This is a genomic window from Pseudodesulfovibrio tunisiensis (assembly GCF_022809775.1).
Classification (GTDB): domain Bacteria; phylum Desulfobacterota; class Desulfovibrionia; order Desulfovibrionales; family Desulfovibrionaceae; genus Pseudodesulfovibrio; species Pseudodesulfovibrio tunisiensis.
In genome coordinates this window covers 280,103-299,278 of the sequence record NZ_CP094380.1, presented here as the reverse complement: position 1 = coordinate 299,278, position 19,176 = coordinate 280,103, and the positions used below count along the sequence as shown (strand labels likewise).

Genomic DNA, 19,176 nt, shown 5'->3' with positions numbered 1-19,176 from the left:
GCACCACGACTGCTCTGGGACAGAGCAGCATCAATCCCGGTGAAAGCGCAAGAATGGTCATCAACTACAATACGTTCAAGTACCCCGGCAAATTCGACAAGACCGTCACGGTTGTCAGCGGGAAAGCCGAGGACCAGTCGCAGACCATTCACATCGTGGGCAACGTGAACCCGATCCCCATGGGCGAAATGGAAGTGACGCCCCGCAAGACCACGCTGAGCGGCCTGATTGCGGGCAGGGAATGCCCGGCCAAGGTGGTCCTGAAAAATGCAGGCAACGCGCTCATGACCGTGAGCAGGATCGAATCGCGGAAATTCAGGACCGTGTACTGGGAAGGCAGGCTGACCATCCCGGCCGGTGAATCCGCGCAGGTGGACTTCAAGGTCACGCCCAAAAAGCAGGGACGTTTCATGGACATCATCCTGGTCCACTCCGATGCCCGCAACGACATCGGCAAGGGCTACAAGGCCGTGCTCATTGGCAAGGCACAATAGCAACCCTATGAAACAATGACACTTTCCGTTTCACTTACTCCTACTCCTGTGCCCTTCCCCGGCGGCAATCCGCCGGGGAAGGGACTCCCGTTTTCAAGACATGGCCGAAACCCCCTTCTGGCCCTTCCCTGTTTTTTGCGTTACCTACCGCCCACCATGCGACGTACGATCATAATTACTGTTATCGCCTTTCTGTTTTTCGGATCATTTCCTGCTGGCAACGTCTTTGCCGAACCGGTTCTTCGCGTCGGTTTCGGCATCATCTCCCCGCCATTCGCCTTTCTCTCCGTAAAGGATGGTCGCAAGGTCATTCGAGGGTATGACGTGGACATATGCGTCATGCTCAGCAAGATCTCAGGCGTGAAAATGCGCTTTCTGCCCATCGGCAGCATTCGCGAAAGGGGCACGCTGCTTCGAAACGACGAGAACAGCGCCATCATAGGCTCCAAAGACAAGGCCAGGAAACTGGGGTTGGCGTTCATCCCGGCCGGAGTCAGCCTGCGCAACCATCTGTACGTTCACAAGGATTGCCATACGGTAACCTGCCTGCGCGACCTGAAGGGAAAACGCGTCGCACTGGTCAAGGATGCGCCCTATGACGAAGTCGAGGTGAAAGGGGAAATCATCGAGGTAAACTCCCCGCTGGAGGCGCTCACCCTGCTGCATGATGGCGCGGTGGACGTATTTCTTGCCCCGGCGGAACGCGTGGCCGACTATCTCATCGAAAATCACGAACTGACCGAAGTGCGCAAGGTCGGACTGACTCTTGCCCGCGTCCCTCTGGGCCTCATCATTTCCACCCGGGACTCCGATCTGGTCGCCCAATTCAGACAGGGGATGCAATACCTGAAGGATCACGGTCACATCCAGCGTCTGCGCGACAAATGGTTCGGCAAGGAGGTCGGCGGCCTGAACCTGAGCCGCTACTATCGCCACATCGCGGCCGGTTCCGCGACCATTCTCGCCATATTCGCGGGCATCATCCTCTGGAACGTGTCCCTGAAGCGCCGGGTGGCCCGGGTCGCGGACGATCTGCGCCGAACCGAGCAGCGCTACCGGGACCTGATTGAATCCTCGCCGGACATGATCTTTCTGGTCACCGAGGCCGGAGACATTCTGCATGCCAATGATCGGGCACTAAGCAATCTTTCCCTGACCTCCCCGGCTCCCGACCTGAATTTCGAGGATCTCGTGATTGCGGACGAAAAGGAAGACGTGGCCGCATTCCTGACCAAGGTGTTCAACGACGGTTGCGACAAGTACGAATTCGAAGTCGACATGCCGGACGGCTCGCTGCTGCAAGTCGAAGTGGCAGGCCGCATCATTCAGGGGTCCCTGCACACGGAGCTTCTGGCCTGTCTGTTCGCGCGCAATGTCACGGAACGCAACCGCATGGAAGAGGAACTGATCCAGTCCGAACGACTGGGCGTCATCGGCAAGATGGCGGCCAGCGTGGCGCATGAAATCAACAATCCTCTGGGCATCATTCAGGCCAACGCCGAAGACCTGCTCTTTGCCGGAGAAGTGGATGCGGATACCCGCGAAGGACTGGAGGCGATCCAGCGCAATGCCGTACGAGCCGGGGAGATCATCCGCGACCTGCTGGACCTCGCATCACCCAAGCCCTTTGCCGAGGAAACCCTCGACCTTGCGGACATGGTGCACGAAAGCATCACCCTGCTCGGACCCAAGCTGCGACAGGTCGAACTGACTCTTGACCTTCGCGGCCCGCTCATGGTTCGCGGCGATTCGCGCGCCCTGCAGCAGGTGGTGGTCAACCTGCTGCTCAACGCCCAGAACTATGTGCAGGAAGGCGGCGAGGTCGCCATTGCCGGATACGCGAGCGCCCATGGCGACGATCAGACCATCCGGCTGGAAATCCGCGATTCCGGCAAGGGCATTGCCCGGGAAAATCTGTTTCGCGTGTTCGAGCCATTCTTCACCTCGCGCAAAAGCGGATTCGGTCTGGGCCTGTTCATCACCCGGCGCATAGTCGAACGCCACAACGGTATCATCTTTGCGGAATCCGAACCTGGTCGGGGAACCAGAATAATCATAGAACTGCCTGCGTTTTCGCAGAATTGAGGATACGCCAATGCCGCAGAAAATACTTGTGGTGGACGACGAGCAGGACATGCTCGCCATCCTGAAACGCTCCCTGAGCCGACAAGGCCATACCGTGCATACCGCCTCTTCCGGCGACGAAGCATGGAAAGCCATTTCCGAGACCATGTACGATCTGGTCATCAGCGATCTGGCCATGCAGCCCATGGGCGGGCTGGAACTGCTCAAGCAGATCCGCACCATCGACAGCATCCTGCCCGTGATCATCATGACCGGCGTGGGGTCCATCCAGACCGCGGTGGAAGCCATCAAGCTCGGGGCGTATCACTACATAACCAAGCCGTTCAAGACGCAGGAACTCATCCTGCTGGCCAATCGGGCCATCGAGCACGGCCAGTTGCACCGAAAACTGGAGACCTTCAATTCCCTTGAGGAACGCAAGGACTCGGAATTCATGGTTGTCGGCCACAATTCCGTCATCCAGCAGATGATGAACACCATTGACAAGGTGTCCGCCTCGGATGCGCCCATCCTGATCCAGGGCGAAACCGGAACCGGAAAATCCCTGTTTGCCAAGGGCATCCACAAGGCGAGCGACCGCAAGGATCGCCCCTTCTACACCATCGATTGCGGCGCACTGGCCGAACATCTGCTGGAAAGCGAGCTCTTCGGCCACGTCAAGGGCGCGTTCACCGGAGCCATCTGCGCCAAGCGCGGACTGCTGGAAGAAGCTCAGGGCGGAACCATCTTTCTGGACGAAATCGGTGAACTCACCCCGTCCACGCAGGTCAAGCTGCTGCGCGCCATTCAGGAAAAGGAAATCAAGCCCGTCGGCGGCAACAAGCCCATTTCCATTGACGTGCGCTTCCTTTCCGCGACCAGCCGCAATCTGGATGAAGGCGTGGAATCCGGCGAATTCCGCAAGGACCTCTACTACCGTCTGGCAGTGATCCCCCTCCAGTTGCCCCCGCTGCGGGAACGGCAGGAGGACATCATGCTGTTCGTGGACCACTTCATTCGCAAGTTCAACACCCGGTACAACAAGAAGGTCACGGAAGTCTCCCCCGGAGCCGTGCAGATGCTCATGGACTCCCCATGGAAGGGCAACATCCGGGAACTGGAAAACGTGATCGAACGCGCCGTGCTGCTGACCGACGACCAGACCATCACACTCGACTCCCTGTGTTCTCACGCCCGCGCCTTTTCCGATCCGGACACCGCCGCGAATCAGACCATGCCCCTGAAAAAGGCCGTGGAACGCGCCGAAGCGCAGGCCATCCGCAGCGCTCTGGCCGCAGCAGACGGCAATCGCTCCAAGGCGGCACAGATACTGGGAATCGGCAGACGCACGCTCTACGACAAGATCGACGCATACAACATCTAGCTTGTGCCGAGTCACGACAAGCTTCCGCTGCTCCCACGGCAGACCGCACATCCCAAAGCCCCTTTGGCAACAGGGGCTTTTTTTTCAGCGAGAACCGTGCGGCACACCGCACACCACCACGAAGAACTGTACACAAATGCGCACGATTCCGTGTAAAAGGACACAGCAACACGTTGAAAACAGAGACTTTTATTTTGTGGCACACCCTATGCTTATGAAAAATATCACAAAGCAACACACAACGCGATTTGGTTGCCATAACTCTGCAAGGAGATGAAATGAACAGACGAGACTTTCTTGCCGGCGCAGCGGCTCTGACCGCCACCGCCCTGGTTTCCCCCATGGAAGCCATGTCCTTCCCCACGGTGTTCCCCCACGGCACCACCATCTACAAGCCGGGGAAATGCTGGAACGGCTACACCGTGTTCGGTACCGAGGTCGAGGCTGAAGGCACCGTGCTCATCGACATGAACGGCAACGTGGTCAAGCAGTGGACCGATATCTGTCAGGCAGAGCATCCGCCCAAGCTGCTCAAGGGCGGCTACCTTGCTGGCGCAAAGCGTCCCGCCCACGACAGAAAGGGCCGCGTGTGGGGCGACGAGCATTCCACGGATCTGGTGGTTGTGGACTGGAACGGCAAGGTCGTGCGCAAACTCCCCAGCGCGGGCATGCATCACGATTACCAGTTCGAAGGCAGCCCCACGGGCTATCACGCTCCGGGCATGCCCGTGGACAATTTCAAGGGCAAGATGCTCGTGCTGTCCCACAAATTCACGCACAATGCCAAGATCACCGACAAGCAGCTCTACGACGATTACATCGTGGAAGTGGACAAGAACGGCAAGGTGATCTGGGAATGGCTGGCCTCCGATCATTTCGACGAGATGCATTTTCCGCCGGAATTCAGGAAGACCATGCGCAAGTACCCCACCTACTCCATGACCCGCACCCCGGGCATGAAGGGCGGCGACTGGATTCACGTGAACGCGGCTTCCTATCTCGGCCCCAACAAGTGGTGGGACGAGGACCCGGCCAAGTACAAGGTCTTCAACCCCGAAAACATCATCATCTCCAACCGCCAGACCAACACGAGCTGCATCATCGACAAGAAGACCGGCAAGATCGTGTGGCAGATCGGCCCCTACTATTACAGGGACTCCATCTGGGAATTCAACGGCAAGCGCTACAAGAAGGCGTACCGCAAGCTGGGCCAGATCATCGGCCAGCACCATACCCACATGATCCCCAAGGGACTGCCCGGCGAAGGCAACATCATGGTGTACGACAACGGCGGCTACGCAGGCTACGGCCCGCGCAACCCCGGCGCGCCCTACGGCTGGTCCAACGCCCGCCGCGACTACTCCCGTGTCATCGAATTCGATCCGCGTACCCTCAAGGTGGTCTGGGAACACTCGGCCAAGCAGATGGGCATGCGCAACAAGTACGAATTCTACTCCGACTACGTGAGCTCGGCGCAGCGTCTGCCCAACGGCAATACCATGATCACCAACGGTGCCGTGGGTCAGTTTCAGGAAGTCACCCCGGAGCATGAAATCGTGTGGGAATACATCAGCCCCTATTACAACAAGAAGGGCAAGTACAATCTGGTGTACCGCGCCATGCGCGTTCCCTACGACTACGTGCCCCAACTCAAGCACCCCAGGGAAAAGGCGGTCACCCCTCCGGAAAACACCACGTTCCGGATCAAGGCCGACTAAGGGATACCTCCAGGGGCGGAACGACCATACGGGGTCGTTCCGCCCGCCTCTGCAACGCCAAAAGGAAACACAATGAAGAAAACCATCCTCTCCATCTGCCTGGCAGCCCTCTGCCTGCTGTTCGCCGCCACCGCATTCGCCGGGGAAGGCATTGTCAGCTTCAACACTGCGAACATTGAAGAGATCATGAGCATCGAGGACGTGGACATCCCCGAATCCCTGGCTCAGGCCATCGTGGACTATCGCACCGCCAACGGTCCTTTCAAAAAGGCCGAGGACATGATCAAGGTCCCCGGCATGACGCAGGATTTCATCGAGGAACTCAATCCTCAGGTCATTGACGGCGACGTGGTCTTCGACCCGGACGCGGAACCGGCTCTGGCCCCTTCCAAGTGCTAAACGGTCTGACTCATACAGTTCAAGCCTGACTACAAAAGATCTCCCTCTCATCGCCGAGATTCCAAAATCAAGGGCCGAAACCGCAACAGCGATTTCGGCCCTTTCCTATCCGCGCCGATCAAACAGCAACCCCAGGCATTGTTTCCTTGGGATGCCCTGTCTTTTGCAACGGGCCACGCTTCCCCCCCCCAAGAATAACTGAGCAGCAGGATTAGCGTCATGCCAGATCCAGCAGCCCAGCCCAATGCGCACGAAAAAAGGCCCGGGCAACGGGCCCGGGCCTTTCAAAAGCGTGCTTCGCTGAGTTCTGTCGTTTCAACAGGCAGAATGTTTGAATCAATCCTCGATCAACCCGTTGAAATCGAAGTCGAACTTGTAGTTCACGTAAATGCGGGTGTCCTGCGCGTCAGCCTTGGAGCCGCCGTGCTTGTTGTCGCCATTGATGAAGGCATGCGCGACTCTGACGTCCCAGCCTTCCAGCGCGCCGGAGAACGTGTACTTGACTTCGAAATCCAGTTCGTCGAGGTCGAAGGACGCATTCTTTCCGGTCTCCGGAGCATCATAGTAGGCGTAATAGGCAAGCGCGCTCAGGCCGTCCAGCCCCAGCTTGGAGAAATCGTAACCGAGCTGCACGCCGTAGCAGTCGTCCTCGGCGCGGAAGCTCTTGTAGACCTGCTGCAGGATGATGTACTCGGAACCCCAACGGGTCTTGATGGTATCGTCGCCGATCTTGGCGTACTGCAACTGGAGATCGAATCCGTACGCCTGCATGCCGAGAATGCCGCCAGCCATGTAGGAATCGCACTCGCCGACAAGCTCGTCGCCGATGGAGTTCTGATACAGGTAGCGGAGGTCGCCGTAGGCGGTGACGGTGTCGTTCAGGGGATGGCTGTACTTCACGCGGGCATAGGCATTGTTGAACATGTCCCAGAAGGCATATTCATAACCCTTGACCAGCAGACCCTCGACCGGAGTCCATTCCGCGCCCACAATGGACACGCCGCGATCGGCTTCCATGGGCCGATTCCCGTAGCTCTTGGAAACGGAATGGAAATGGCTGTCCGTCCAGCCCAGAACGTCGGTCAGATGCATGGCCTGAATGCGCAGATTGTCGAAGTAGCGGCTGTCCACGGTCACGCCCATGTAGGACTTGGGCAGCAAACGGATTTCATGGGTTTTCAGCCACGGGGTGGTAACGCCCTGAGCCCCCAGCTTGATGGCGGTCTTTGCCCATTCGCCCTTGACCCAGTATTCCTGCATGGCGGCGTAGCCCAGACGCATGTTCTCGCTGTTGACGGGCAGCATCTGGTAGGAGCGGTCGCTCTTGCTGTTGCCCATGTCCAGCGCGCCACGAACAGCCACGCCCGCGCTGATGTTGTGCAGCGGCGCGGTCTGATAATACAGAAGTCCGCCGATTGCCGAATCCTTGGCATTGCGTGCGGTATCTTCCTCGAAATTACTCTGGAAATCACGGAACCGTATTTCTCCGTGTCCCTGTCCCTGAACCAGTGCCTCGACCAGGGTGTCGGCAGCCTGAGCCGTCGCGCAAAATCCGAACACGAACAGCGCAGCCAAAACCAGTCTTCTCAAATTCATCATTTTTCCTTTGCTTTGTTCTCAACGAAATGCACAGCGCATCTGCGCATTGCAAAGCCAAGACCAAGCAGGAAATAAATGGATGACCAAACAAAACAAGGTCTTATAAATCATACGTTTCAATGGCAGCACAAAACAAGTGCGCTCCACGGCACACGTGTACCCCACGCCGCACAACAGGAATTTCCCTGTGCATCACAATGTGTGCGAAGTGAGGCACACTCCCCGCCCAAAGCTGTACGGCAAGTCGCACACATCCCCTGTCAGAGACATAATTCCACTCGTTTTTCAAGGTAGATACGCCAAACGCACCTCTGGCATGAATGCTGCTTCAATCAGGGAGTCTTTCTGTGCCTGGCACATAACCCTTTTACGGAGAATGCGATTATGAAATGCGTACTCAGGCTTGCAGCAACCGCGATGCTGCTTGCCGCCCTGGCCGTGAATGCCTGGGCCTGGCCCTCGGTGTATCCCACGGGAACCACCGTTTATGACCCGGAAAGTTCCTTCAACGGTTACACCCTGTACGCGCCCATGGACGGCGCCCGGGGAGCCACCGACTTCTACTCCAAACCCGGCAAGGCCAATCTTGTGGACATGAACGGCAACGTGGTCCACGAATGGAAGCTGCCCTTCCCTCCGGGCCTGCACGTCGAGCTGCTGCCCAACGGCCATCTGCTGGCCACTGGCCGCACCGATCGCATGGAGCCCAAGGATCGCTTTCCGGTCAAGTACGATCTGGACGGCATTGCCGGCTGGATCTACGAACTGGACTGGGACGGCAACATCGTCTTCAAGTACTATGATCAGGGCATGCATCACGACTTCGAAAAGCTGAAGAACGGCAACTACCTGTTCGTCTCCTTCGAGCTGCTGCCCAAGGACGTGGTCAAAAAGGTCCGCGGCGGCCTGAACGGCACGGAACTGCCCGGCGGCAACATGTCCTCTGACAAGCTCGTCGAGGTCACCCCCGAAGGCAAGGTTGTCTGGGAATGGCACGCCTACAAGCATCTGGACTTCGACATCGACATTCTCGGCCCGATCCATCCTCGCGTGGAATGGCAGCACATCAACGACATTGATGAACGCGCCAACGGCGATCTGGTCTTCTCGGCCCGGCATCTGGACTGCGTGTTCGTTCTCGATCGCAAGACCGGCAAGATCAAGTCCCGCTTCGGCAACGTGGCCTATCTGGACAAGAAGTCCGGCGACCTGAAGTTCCACAATGTGGGCGGCATGCTCGTGCACAGCAAGAACGCCACCATCGGCGGCCCGCACGACGCCCATGAAATCGCTCCGGGCCTGCCCGGCGCCGGCAACATCATGGTGTACGACAACGGCATGTACACCAACACTTCCCGCGCTCTGGAGTTCAACGCGGAAACCGGCAAGGTTGTCTGGGAGTCCACGGACTTCAAGATCGGCCGCCGCCACTTCTCCAGCTTCATCAGCGGAGCCCAGCGCCTGCCCAACGGCAACACCATGATCTGCTCCGGCGCCAACGGCAGGTTCTTCGAGACCACCCCGGACAACAAGATCGTGTGGGAATACGTGAATCCGCACAAGACCAACAACCTGTTCGCCTACACCGTGTTCCGCGCACACCGCTACGCTCCGGACTACTGCAAGCAGTTCAATGCCCTGAGCCCGGCCAGGGGCGAGGCTGTCGTGCCGCCCTCCGTGTCCTCCTACCGTGTCGACGGCATGACCGGCTTTGCCGACGAAAGCAGCGACATGGACGAGGAAGAGGAAGACGGCCCGACCATGCACGCCTACTAGGCCCGGATTCTTCCCCCATCACTAAAAAAAGCCCCTCGATTCCGAGGGGCTTTTCCTTTCTCCATTCTGCAACAGCAGCTATGCCGGAGCAAACAGGAGCAGATAGTTGACGCCGAGATCAACATGCCCGACACGCCGAAACCCGGCAGGCAGGACCGCAGTCTCGACCTCCTCGGGCGAAAGCCGGACATGCAGGGGCGGCCCCCATGGCTTGTCCTGCTTTTTGCATTCCAGTACGGCATACGTTCCCGAAGGACCCAGCACGCGACGAATTTCAGCAAACAGCGCCGGCCCATGGCGGCCCAAATTCACGGCGTGCAGCACCGTGGCCGTCAGGCAGACATCGCATGCATCGTCATCCAGAGGCAGCGACTCGCTCATGTCGTGGACCACGGGAACCATGTTGGTCAAATCCAGCGACTCGGCACGCTGAACCAGACGTTCGACAGCCGAGGCATCCCGGTCCATGAAGAGAACCCGTCCAGCAGGTCCCACCTCTTCCGCGGCGTGCACGGAATAGTCACCGGGGCCGCATCCAAGGTCCAGAAACGTATCTCCCGGTTTCAATCCGAGTTTCCCGAAGACCAGCATCGAATCCTGCATCCCGTAACTGGTCGGCCCTCGACTGCGACAATTCCCTGCCTTCATTGTCCATTCTCCAATGTTGAGACGTGAATTTCCGATGAATCAGGAAGCTGCGCTCGCATTGTCCGCTCCATGCGCCATGTTCACCACCGGGGCAAGCGACTGCACCAACGCGCAGACCTGCTCCCGAACCGCACGCAGGTCGTCGGCATTGGGACGGCCTTCAATATTCCCCAATCTGCCGCAGGTGTTCATGAAATGCATTTTTTCCGGAGAGAATTCCCCCACAACGCTCCACTCCGAGGCAATGGTGACCCCGATGTGATCGAAAAGCTGGCCCATGTACTTGATTGCAGGCACAGCCTCGGCCTCGCCCGTATGCGGACCGGCGTACGTGGCATACACGCTGACGAACTTGCCGGGCACACGCGGCGAGTTGGGCAGAATGAGTCCCTTCTTCTTTGCGGCTGCCATCTGTCTGTCGATCCAGCCGAGCATGGCCTTGCACGGCAGCCAGGAGTAGACCCCGCCACCGATGAAGGTGATGTCGTACTCCAGCAGTTCCAGTTCGCGTTCATCCCGGGCAACGTTCACGGTTTCCACATCATGTCCCATGCCGAACAGGCTTTTCTCCACTTCCGTGGCAACCTTTTCCGTATTGCCGTTCATCGATGCGTACAAATTGAGTATGCGCATTCCATCCTTCCATATTGCTGCTGAAGTTCATTACACAGGTTCCTCCGCTGCCTTCCCAGCCGGAAACGCGGGAACCCATTCCGTCATTGTCACTGACCACAGGCGGTCATTGTCGAAATGACACAGGAAAAGCAGCCTCCCCGGTACGGACCGAAAAAACTGCTTCCCATGCAGAAACTCGTTCACCATGTGCGCCATGCCAGGATGGTTAAGCTTCTAAACCAAACTTGTCAACCCAACAGCCTTTTCCTTCTCCCGAAACGGGAAAGGCTAATACACGAAGGGGATCAACCTTTTGGTTCTGGCGGCATAGGCCACCCAACGATCCTTGAAATGTTCCTCAAGCATCCGCTCCTCACCATGAATCCGCCAAAGGAAGAAAGCGGCATAGACGACAGCGACAAGCATTCCCGGACCGGAAAGGAAAACCATGGGCAGGGCAAAGCCCCAGTACAGGCACCCTGCGTAGCGGGGATGCCGCAGGAAGGAAAAGGGGCCGGACGTGACCAGCTCGTGGTTTTCCTGAAGGGTGACATACATGCTGAACTGCCTGCCGAGATGCAGCGGACCCCAGATCATGAAAATCCCGCCGGCAGCATACAGAAGCACCCCGGCCCAACGCACGACCTCACCTCCGGGCAGCACACCCACCCCTGCCGCATCGGTCATGGGGCTGACAAATCCGAGGACAAAGCTCAGCGCCGTGGCACCAATCACCATCCAATCCTGCGGCTTGTTGCGCGCATTGTTCCTGCTGGCAAAATTGACGACCCGCTTCAAGGCAAACGGTATGGCGAAAAACATGGCTGCCGTCAGAAACAGCAATGCCAATCGGCTGTACTCGACGCAAAATCCGCTGAAAGCGCCGCCGCCAGTCAACCACCCCATTCCCATGACAGCAAGGGGAACAATGACGGAAATCAACGCCTTGACCAGCAATCCGCAACGAAAAGACATGCAAAACTCCTTTGAACCGCGCGAAATGCAAGGCCGAATCGCGACCCATTTCGCGTCGGCCCTGCATTGGCGGCTTGGAGCACTATATTGAAAATGACATCCATTTTCAATATTTGATTGCAACAAGGATGGACAGCCCGAGCAAGGACAACACGGTCCCCTTCATCAGACATGACGGATTCGTTTCACGATTTCCGCCAGCAGCTCCGTTGCCTCGGAGACCGCAGCATCATCCAGATCGGGCAACAGTTCCCGGATGATCCCCGCCTCCCTTGCCCGGGCCTCGGCCAGAACACGGCAACCGGAATCGGTCAGCGCCATCAATTTGGAACGCTTGTGGCGCGGATTGTCCTCAAAGGTCAACAGGGCTGCGTCATGCAGTTCATTGCAGACGGTCTGCACATACTGCCGGGAAACCCCGAGGGCTGCCGCCAGATCCGGCACGGTTGCCGGGCCGAACCGTTGCAGGCGGTCCGCCATCTTGATCTGCGAAGTACGCATTCCGGCCTGTTCGTGCACGGAATCCTGTACCTCGGTCAATGCGGCGTGCAGGGCGAAAACCCTCTTGAAAAGGGCATGCAGGGATTCACCCGTTGCAAACCGTTCGGACTTCGTCATGCTACAACCACCTCCGCACGGCTCGGCAAAACTCGATATATTCCTGACCGAATGTTCTTTGCAGATACGCTTCCTCCCGGGGAATGACAAACCATTGCAGATATGCCCACATGGGCACGACGGTCAGCAGCAGCCAGACACTGCCTGCGGCAAAACCGATCCCGGCCAGAATGACAATGAACCCGACATACATGGGGTTGCGGCTGTATCGATAGGCACCGCCACGGACCAGAACGGACGAAGGCGTATTGGTGGGCACCCCCACGCCCAGCTTCCTGAAAAGCCCGTATCCCCACATCATGAAGGCAAAACCGAGAAATGCCACGAATGCACCTGCTGCGATGTGCCCTGTCATGCTGCACACATCAAATGGCCACGGCCACACCCCTTCCAGACAAATCCCCGCAAGCAGGGAGACCTTGAAGGCCAGGGGAGGCATAACAACCACGCCCGGAGAATCGGACTGGCACTCGGTAACTGGCGTCGAGATTTTCATGACTTCCTCCTTGATTGAAAATCAATTATGGAAGCAGAAAACCATATGACAATCACATTGTCAAGTTGACAATTAAGTTGTCATTATTTTTTGCTCGAAATCAGCCTTCCACCCTCCTCTCCACCAAGCGGAAAAGGGGATGAAACGACCCCACGCGCGAGGATATCCGTTCTGCGGCAATCAGCAGTTCCCGCTCAATACGGACGCGGCTCTTGTCGTCAAGCCGTATCGTGGGAACCGAAACACTGAGCGTGGCAATGATTCGATCCTGAAAATCGAAAATGGGCGCAGCAATACACCGGACCCCCTGATACACTTCCTCGTAGTCGTGCCCCAGTCCGGTCTTCCGAATCTCCAACGATTCCTGACGCAGGGCTTCCACATCCTGTTCGGTCACCTCGAAATTCTCCCGTTTGATCCGCGCAAGCAGCTTTTCCCGTTCATCATCCTCGAGAAATGCAAGCACCACTTTGCCGGACGCGGAATGAAACAGCGGATACGAGCTGCCGACCAGAGAATCCTGCCGAAGGGACTGGGTGGCGACCTGCTTGTCGATAATCAGCATGTCCGTCCCGGATACAACGCACAGGTTCACGGTTTCATTGACCTTCCGCAACAGGTCGCGGCAGTGGCTCCGGGCAAAGTCCACGATATTGGAATGATTCACAACCCGACTGCCGAGAGAGAATATCTTGTATGAAAGCGCATATTCGCCCCGCTCCTGTTCCTGCAGGACAAAACCGAGGTCTTCAAGAGTCAGCAGGATGCGATGCACCGTTGTCTTGGGCAGCCCCACTGCACGGCACAGGCCGGAAAGGTCCCAGGATTTTCTCGTGGAAAGCATCTCCACCACGGAACAGGCCTTCACGATGGCTCCGATCGTATAGTACTTCTTTTCAGACTCAGACATTCTAACTCCCCGAATTCATATTGACACAGCCATCCCCGATTCAGTTCCCCAGCGGCAAACCGCCAAAGCGACTCAATCGAGGCGAGATCGGCCACTCATCCAACAGACTCAGGCACAGCCGACCCCGACAAAACACCAAATTAAGCAGGCAACTCGGCCAACCACTCGGAAAATCATCCGTTATCTCTTTCGTAACACAATTCGGGACACAGTCCCGTTTTTTAAGGATACACTACATACCACATAATGAAACGTCGTACCACTTTAGAACCCCATCGCTTCCGTAGCGCATTATGGGACAGAACCTTCTGTTTCAGGACAACCTTGCCGATCCCGATTCCTTGTCGACGGTGTCTGCACTGTCGAACACTGCCTTCAAAATCGGCAAGTCTTTATTACTGCCACTATCTCACCAGAATTGTAAAGTAAAAAAAAAGCCGAAGGAACGTTCCTTCGGCTCCATTGCCAGACTTGCCCGAGACGGCCAATCCCAAATTCGGGATGACTCAGGATCGAAATCGGAAGACGGCACTCATGGTTCGACAAGACCGGCAGCAGCAAACGCGCCACATGATCTGCCCCCCTCTCCATGACATTCGCTTTTTCCGAACTCCGCCAACAGCCACAAGGGCGATCAGACCGTAAAGCCCGGTTGCCGCAAGAAAGACCATGTCCGGTAGGGAGGGATTCGCATGAAAACGTCTTCGATGCAGAACACCGTACACAACAAGGCACAAGGCCACGCCGCACAGGGTCCACCATGGATAATTATAGACGTCCTTCAGCCTGAACTGCTTGAACTTGCTGTACTTGCTCGAGACCTCCAACTGAAACGGCAGGAGTACCGAAACAGCCTGGACCCGAAGAATTCGGGCCGAACATTCCACTTCGACCAAATGCTGGCTGACCAAGAGCAAGTGTCCCTGCGGAAGACGGTCCTACGGCAAGGCGGCCAATACTCTGCGTCAGGTCGTGAAGCTCAAGAATCGGGCTGGCACACTGTCTTCTGGATATACGTGCTGGGAACGAATGGACTGAAATCAGGCCCGTCAGCCGAAGGCTTCAAGCGGCACGCCAACGCGTAGCGCGAGCCATCAAGGCCATCGACGCCGGACGTGAATCGAATCCCGGAGCTGCGGAGCTTTCCATCATCAATTTGCTTTCATTGCAAGAGGTTGCGACATCACCAAACAAAAGACGACCCAGTTGACTGACTTTGCCATTACAGGGTATCATCCCGCAAATGATCAGTGAATATTTCGCCCAAATAATTGAGACTTTCGAAGAAGCCATATGCATCAGCGACCGCACCGGCAAAATCGTGTATTTGAACAATCGTCACGAGCAGTTGACGGGCATTCCGCGTGCGGAATTCATCGGAAAATCCGTGCAGGAAATGGTGCACTGCGGTCTTTTCGATGTCGTTCTCAATCCTGAAATAGTCCAAAGCAAACACCCCGCCACCCGGCTGCAAAGCCTGAGCGACGGACGCAGAGTGGTCATCGACGGTTTTCCTGTCTTTGACGACAGCGGAAATGTCGTTCTGGTCGTTACCTATACCCGAGACATCTCGAAGCTTTCCGAACTGAAGGAACAGATGAATTCCCAAAAGGAACTTCTGGAGGCCTATCAGAAGCTGCAAAGCCAATCCAACGACTTCAACAAGCTCCCCGTGGTCATTCAAAGCAAGTCCATGAAGGCGCTGTACGGACAACTCTCCAATGTCGCCCAGACCGACGCCACCATCCTTCTGCTGGGTGAAACCGGCGTGGGCAAGGATGTCTTCGCACGCAAGATTCACGAGCTGAGCGAGCGTTCGGACAAGCCCTTTGTCAAGGCCGACTGTGGCAGCATGCCGGAAAACCTCATTGAAACCGAACTGTTCGGCTATGCTCCGGGCACATTTTCCGGCGGAAACAAGAACGGAAAGATAGGCCTTGTCGAGGCGGCGTCAGGCGGAACCCTGTTTCTGGATGAAATCGGGGAACTCCCCCTGCTCATGCAGACGCGGCTGCTCAGACTGCTGCAGGACAAGGAAATCCTGCGGGTCGGGGCCACCTCGCCGCAAAAGGTCGATGTCCGCATCGTGGCGGCCACCAACAAGAATCTGGAAGAAGAGGTCAAGGAAGGCCATTTCCGCCGCGACCTGTACTACCGGCTCATGGTCGCCCTCATCGACATTCCGCCCCTTCGCAAGCGCAAGGCGGACATCCTGTCTCTGGCGCACCTGTTTCTGGATTTCTACTGCAAGAAATACAAGCGCAACATCTCCTTTACTCAGGCCACCGAGACCGCCCTGCTCAACCACTCCTGGCCCGGCAACATCCGGGAACTGGAAAACCTGATTCTCGGCTGCGTGGTTTCCAGCAAGAAGAACGCCATCGACATCGGAGATCTGCCCTTTGTCCCGGCTCCGGAGAGCGCCCCCACCGAGACGGCGAACAACGGAATCGCTCTTCAGGGCAGAACAATGAAGGAAATTCTGGAAAACGTGGAAAAGAAGGTCCTGCAGGACGGCATGGAGCGGGTCGGCAACATGACCAAACTGGCCCGGGAGCTGGGGCTGGACAGAACCACGGTGTTTCGGAAGCTCAAGAAGTACGACAAGAAATAAGGCCTTCCCCGATCGGGAAAGGCCTTGTCTGCATGCTGCTATTCTTCGTCCCACAGATTTTCCATGCTGTAGGGCGATCCCGCCATCATCCAATGACTGCCGTCAATGAAACGGTATCCTCTGTCAAGCGAGGCCATTGCCTGCATGTCCTCGACATTCAGGGTCAGGTCAGCAGCCTCCAGATTTTCCCGAAGATGCGTTTCCGATGTCGACTTGGGAATGGCTATGGTTCCTCTGGTCAGGGCCCAGGCCAAAAGAATCTTGCCGGGGGTCACCCCGTATCGCTCGGCAATGTCCAGCACCACGGGTTCAGTCAACGGACAGGGCTCGTCCCGCTTCTGCTGATGGGCCGGTCTGGAGCTTGAGCCGAGGGGACAGAACCCGGTCAGGCCAAGCCCGTTTTCCCGGCAGAAATCGAACATGACTTTCTGCTGCTGGCACGGATGAATTTCCACCTGACTCATGGCCGGGGCAATCGCGCAATTGTCCAGAATCACCTGAAGCTTCTTCGTGCTGAAATTGCTGGTGCCGATGTTGCGAACCAGCCCCTGCCGCACGCATTCCTCCAACGCACCCCACAGCTCCAGCATGTGTTCCGTGGTCCACGGAATCAGATCGTCCGGTCCCTGCGGATACATGACCCCTTTCCTGAGTTGCACAGGCCAGTGGATCAAATACAGATCCAGATGGTCGAGTCGCAGGTTCGCAAGGGTGTGTTCAAGGGCGGGCCTGACCGAATCCGGGTTCTGCGCATTGTTCCACAGCTTGGAAGTGACCCAGAGCTGTTCCCGGGGAATGGCGAGCCGCTGAAAGGCCTCGCCGATCTCCGTCTCGTTGCCGTAGCAGTGAGCGCAATCCACGTGACGGTAGCCAATCTCGACCGCCTTTGCCACGGCTCTGGTCACGACGCCCTTGTCCGCACGCCAGGTTCCCAGCCCCAAAGCCGGAATCCTGTCACCGTTTTTCAATGTAACGTATTTCATGTCCCTCTTCCTGTTTCAAAAGAAGTCGTTAACAAAAAAGCCCCGCCAGAAGGCGGGGCTTTCGGAGAGTGTGTTGCGTCATAATCCCGCGCCCAGCACACTGGGAAGCCAGGTACTGAGGAAGGGGCAGTAGACAACGAGGAGAATGCACATTGTCAGGACCAGCAGGTAAGGCAGAACCGCAAGCGAAATCTTTTCCACCGACAGGTTCGCGATACGCGAGGCCACAAAGAGGTTCACGCCCAACGGCGGAGTCAGCATGGCGACCTCGTTGGTGATGACCATGATGACGCCGAAGTGGATCGGGTCGATGCCGAGACCGGTCACCATGGGCAGAAGTACCGGAGCCAGAATGATCATGGTGGACAGGGTCTCCATGAACATGCCGAGGAAGTACAGGATGCCCACGATCATGATGAGCACGACTTCAGGGTTCTTGGACACGCCGAGAACCAGATTGGCCAGCCGCAGCGGGGCCTGCTCATAGGTCAGGATTTTCCCGAACAGCGTGGATGCGCCCACGATGAACAGGACCGTGCCGCAGAGCATGGCACCTTCCAGCAGGGACATCTTGATGTGTTCCCAGCGCAGAGCCTTGTTGACCACGATGCCGACAAACAGCGCCCAGACAATGGCGATGACCGAAGCCTCGACAGGCGTTGCCATGCCGGAATAGATCGAACCCAGAATGATGAACGGCGTTGCCAGAGCGAAACCGCCCTTGGACAGGCTCTTCATGAAGACCTTCAGATTGAAGGGCGGCTGCTCCACATCGGGCTTCACGCCTTCCAGCTTGGCCTTGAGCATGGCCATGGAGGTCATGAACACCGCGACCATCAGACCGGGTACGATGCCGGCCGTGAACATGGCGGTGACCGACACATTCGCCAGAATGGCAAAGATGATCATGGGGTTGCTCGGGGGCAGCAGGATGCCGATGGTGCCGCCGGACGAAGCCGAGGCCGCGGCATAGGACGGCGTGTAGCCGTTGCGCACCATGGACGGGATCATCAGGGTGCCGATGGCAGCGACGGTTCCCGGTCCGGAGCCGGAGATGGCGGCGAAAAAGGTGCACGCCAGAATCGTGGTGATGCCGAGTCCGCCGGGCAGGCGCCCAACGAGCTGTTTCACCACGTCAATGATCTGCTTGGTGATGTTGCCGTGCTCCATCAGGGTACCGGCGATCACGAAACAGGGAATGGCCAGCAGCGGAAACAGGTTCACGCCGTCGAACAGGGAGTTGTGAATGATGGACAGCGGAAGGTAGCCGCACGTCGCAATGGCAATGACGGCTGAAATGATCAGGGACATGAAGATGGGCATGCCGATGAAAAAGCAGCCGACCAGAGCGACGATGGTGATTGCAAGGGTGGACATTACGCATCTCCTCCACCGATCTTGGCCAGGCTCATCAGGTCACGATTCCTGATGAGTTCCCAATATTTCATGACAAGCCGAACATTCATCAGCAGAAAGCATGCAGGCAGCATGGCTTCGACATACCCCTTGACAATGCCCAGAGTCGGGGAAACCTCGGGAAACTCGAACGCATTCTGCAGAGCCAGTCCCGATTGATAGGCAATGAAAAAGTTGGCCGCGATCCAGAGCAGGTCCGTAAACATGATCACGACGACTCTGACTTTCGGAGGAAAAATTAGGAACTGGGCGGTGATGCGCACATGCTGGCTGTGCTTCACGGCCAGCACGCCACCCATGTAGACGGTCCAGATGAAGCTGTAGCGGGACAACTCCTCGGTCCAGGCCAGGGACGAACTCAGAACAAAACGCATGAAGACTTGCAGGGTGAGGGCGAACACCATGGTTGCCATCAGGACCATGCAGGCGTTTTCTTCAAAGTTTGCAAAGAATTTTTTTACGATAGT

16 protein-coding genes and 2 pseudogenes are annotated in these 19,176 nt (G+C 57.1%); 8 read left to right on the top strand and 10 right to left on the bottom strand.

Going from position 1 to position 19,176, the window contains the following annotated elements; all coding sequences use genetic code 11:
* Positions 1–11 precede the first annotated feature (11 nt).
* From MPN23_RS01515 to MPN23_RS01495, 5 genes and pseudogenes are all read left to right on the top strand, one after another.
* Positions 12–494, top strand: a pseudogene (locus tag MPN23_RS01515) (hypothetical protein); the annotation flags it as partial.
* A gap of 15 nt (positions 495–509) precedes the next feature.
* Positions 510–2,579 (top strand): ATP-binding protein, encoded by a 2,070-nt coding sequence (locus MPN23_RS01510; protein WP_341540090.1) that lies wholly within the window; start codon positions 510–512, stop codon positions 2,577–2,579.
* 10 nt (positions 2,580–2,589) lie between these two features.
* Positions 2,590–3,942, top strand: coding sequence for a sigma-54-dependent transcriptional regulator (locus tag MPN23_RS01505; protein ID WP_243545704.1), 1,353 nt, complete (start codon positions 2,590–2,592; stop codon positions 3,940–3,942).
* 278 nt (positions 3,943–4,220) lie between these two features.
* Complete coding sequence (locus tag MPN23_RS01500) at positions 4,221–5,660, top strand: aryl-sulfate sulfotransferase (protein ID WP_243545703.1); 1,440 nt, start codon at positions 4,221–4,223, stop codon at positions 5,658–5,660.
* Between the two features lie 72 nt (positions 5,661–5,732).
* Positions 5,733–6,059: a ComEA family DNA-binding protein gene (locus MPN23_RS01495; RefSeq protein ID WP_243545702.1), complete on the top strand. Its 327-nt coding sequence runs from the start codon at positions 5,733–5,735 to the stop codon at positions 6,057–6,059.
* 336 nt (positions 6,060–6,395) lie between these two features.
* Here the strand turns inward: MPN23_RS01495 and MPN23_RS01490 are convergent, their stop codons facing one another.
* Positions 6,396–7,655 carry an OprD family outer membrane porin gene (locus tag MPN23_RS01490; protein WP_243545701.1) on the bottom strand — a complete coding sequence of 420 codons (1,260 nt, stop codon included), beginning with the start codon at positions 7,653–7,655 and terminating at the stop codon, positions 6,396–6,398.
* Between the two features lie 387 nt (positions 7,656–8,042).
* On the opposite strand from MPN23_RS01490, the gene MPN23_RS01485 reads away from it, so the two are divergent.
* Positions 8,043–9,434: an aryl-sulfate sulfotransferase gene (locus MPN23_RS01485; protein WP_243545700.1), complete on the top strand. Its 1,392-nt coding sequence runs from the start codon at positions 8,043–8,045 to the stop codon at positions 9,432–9,434.
* Positions 9,435–9,512: 78 nt separating this feature from the next.
* Here MPN23_RS01485 and MPN23_RS01480 read toward each other — a convergent pair whose 3' ends face one another.
* The 6 genes from MPN23_RS01480 to MPN23_RS01455 form a co-directional block, all read right to left on the bottom strand.
* Entirely contained in the window at positions 9,513–10,082 is a 570-nt protein-coding gene (locus MPN23_RS01480) for a class I SAM-dependent methyltransferase (RefSeq protein ID WP_243545699.1), read from the bottom strand.
* Positions 10,083–10,121: 39 nt separating this feature from the next.
* Entirely contained in the window at positions 10,122–10,715 is a 594-nt protein-coding gene (locus tag MPN23_RS01475; protein ID WP_243545698.1) for an NADPH-dependent FMN reductase family protein, read from the bottom strand.
* A gap of 270 nt (positions 10,716–10,985) precedes the next feature.
* Positions 10,986–11,672: a methyltransferase family protein gene (locus MPN23_RS01470; protein ID WP_243545697.1), complete on the bottom strand. Its 687-nt coding sequence runs from the start codon at positions 11,670–11,672 to the stop codon at positions 10,986–10,988.
* Between the two features lie 165 nt (positions 11,673–11,837).
* Positions 11,838–12,290, bottom strand: coding sequence for a MarR family winged helix-turn-helix transcriptional regulator (locus MPN23_RS01465; protein ID WP_243545696.1), 453 nt, complete (start codon positions 12,288–12,290; stop codon positions 11,838–11,840).
* A 1-nt stretch (position 12,291) separates the two neighbouring features.
* The gene (locus tag MPN23_RS01460; protein ID WP_243545695.1) at positions 12,292–12,786 is read right to left on the bottom strand and encodes a methyltransferase family protein; all 495 of its coding nucleotides are present in this window, start codon (positions 12,784–12,786) and stop codon (positions 12,292–12,294) included.
* 100 nt (positions 12,787–12,886) lie between these two features.
* Positions 12,887–13,696, bottom strand: a complete 810-nt coding sequence (locus MPN23_RS01455; protein ID WP_243545694.1) for an IclR family transcriptional regulator — start codon at positions 13,694–13,696, stop codon at positions 12,887–12,889.
* 1,243 nt (positions 13,697–14,939) lie between these two features.
* On the opposite strand from MPN23_RS01455, the pseudogene MPN23_RS01450 reads away from it, so the two are divergent.
* Both MPN23_RS01450 and MPN23_RS01445 read left to right on the top strand, forming a co-directional pair.
* Positions 14,940–15,233, top strand: a pseudogene (locus MPN23_RS01450) (PAS domain S-box protein); the annotation flags it as partial.
* 60 nt (positions 15,234–15,293) lie between these two features.
* The gene (locus MPN23_RS01445) at positions 15,294–16,310 is read left to right on the top strand and encodes a sigma-54 interaction domain-containing protein (protein WP_243547417.1); all 1,017 of its coding nucleotides are present in this window, start codon (positions 15,294–15,296) and stop codon (positions 16,308–16,310) included.
* Positions 16,311–16,348: 38 nt separating this feature from the next.
* Here MPN23_RS01445 and MPN23_RS01440 read toward each other — a convergent pair whose 3' ends face one another.
* The 3 genes from MPN23_RS01440 to MPN23_RS01430 all read right to left on the bottom strand — a co-directional run bounded on the left by MPN23_RS01440 (position 16,349) and on the right by MPN23_RS01430 (position 19,131).
* A complete protein-coding gene (locus tag MPN23_RS01440) occupies positions 16,349–17,293 on the bottom strand; it encodes an aldo/keto reductase (RefSeq protein ID WP_243545693.1) in 945 nt (314 codons plus the stop codon).
* A gap of 78 nt (positions 17,294–17,371) precedes the next feature.
* Entirely contained in the window at positions 17,372–18,670 is a 1,299-nt protein-coding gene (locus MPN23_RS01435; RefSeq protein ID WP_243545692.1) for a TRAP transporter large permease, read from the bottom strand.
* Positions 18,670–19,131, bottom strand: coding sequence for a TRAP transporter small permease (locus MPN23_RS01430; RefSeq protein ID WP_243545691.1), 462 nt, complete (start codon positions 19,129–19,131; stop codon positions 18,670–18,672). Before MPN23_RS01430 ends, MPN23_RS01435 begins: the two co-directional genes overlap by 1 nt.
* Between the last annotated feature and the right edge of the window lie 45 nt (positions 19,132–19,176).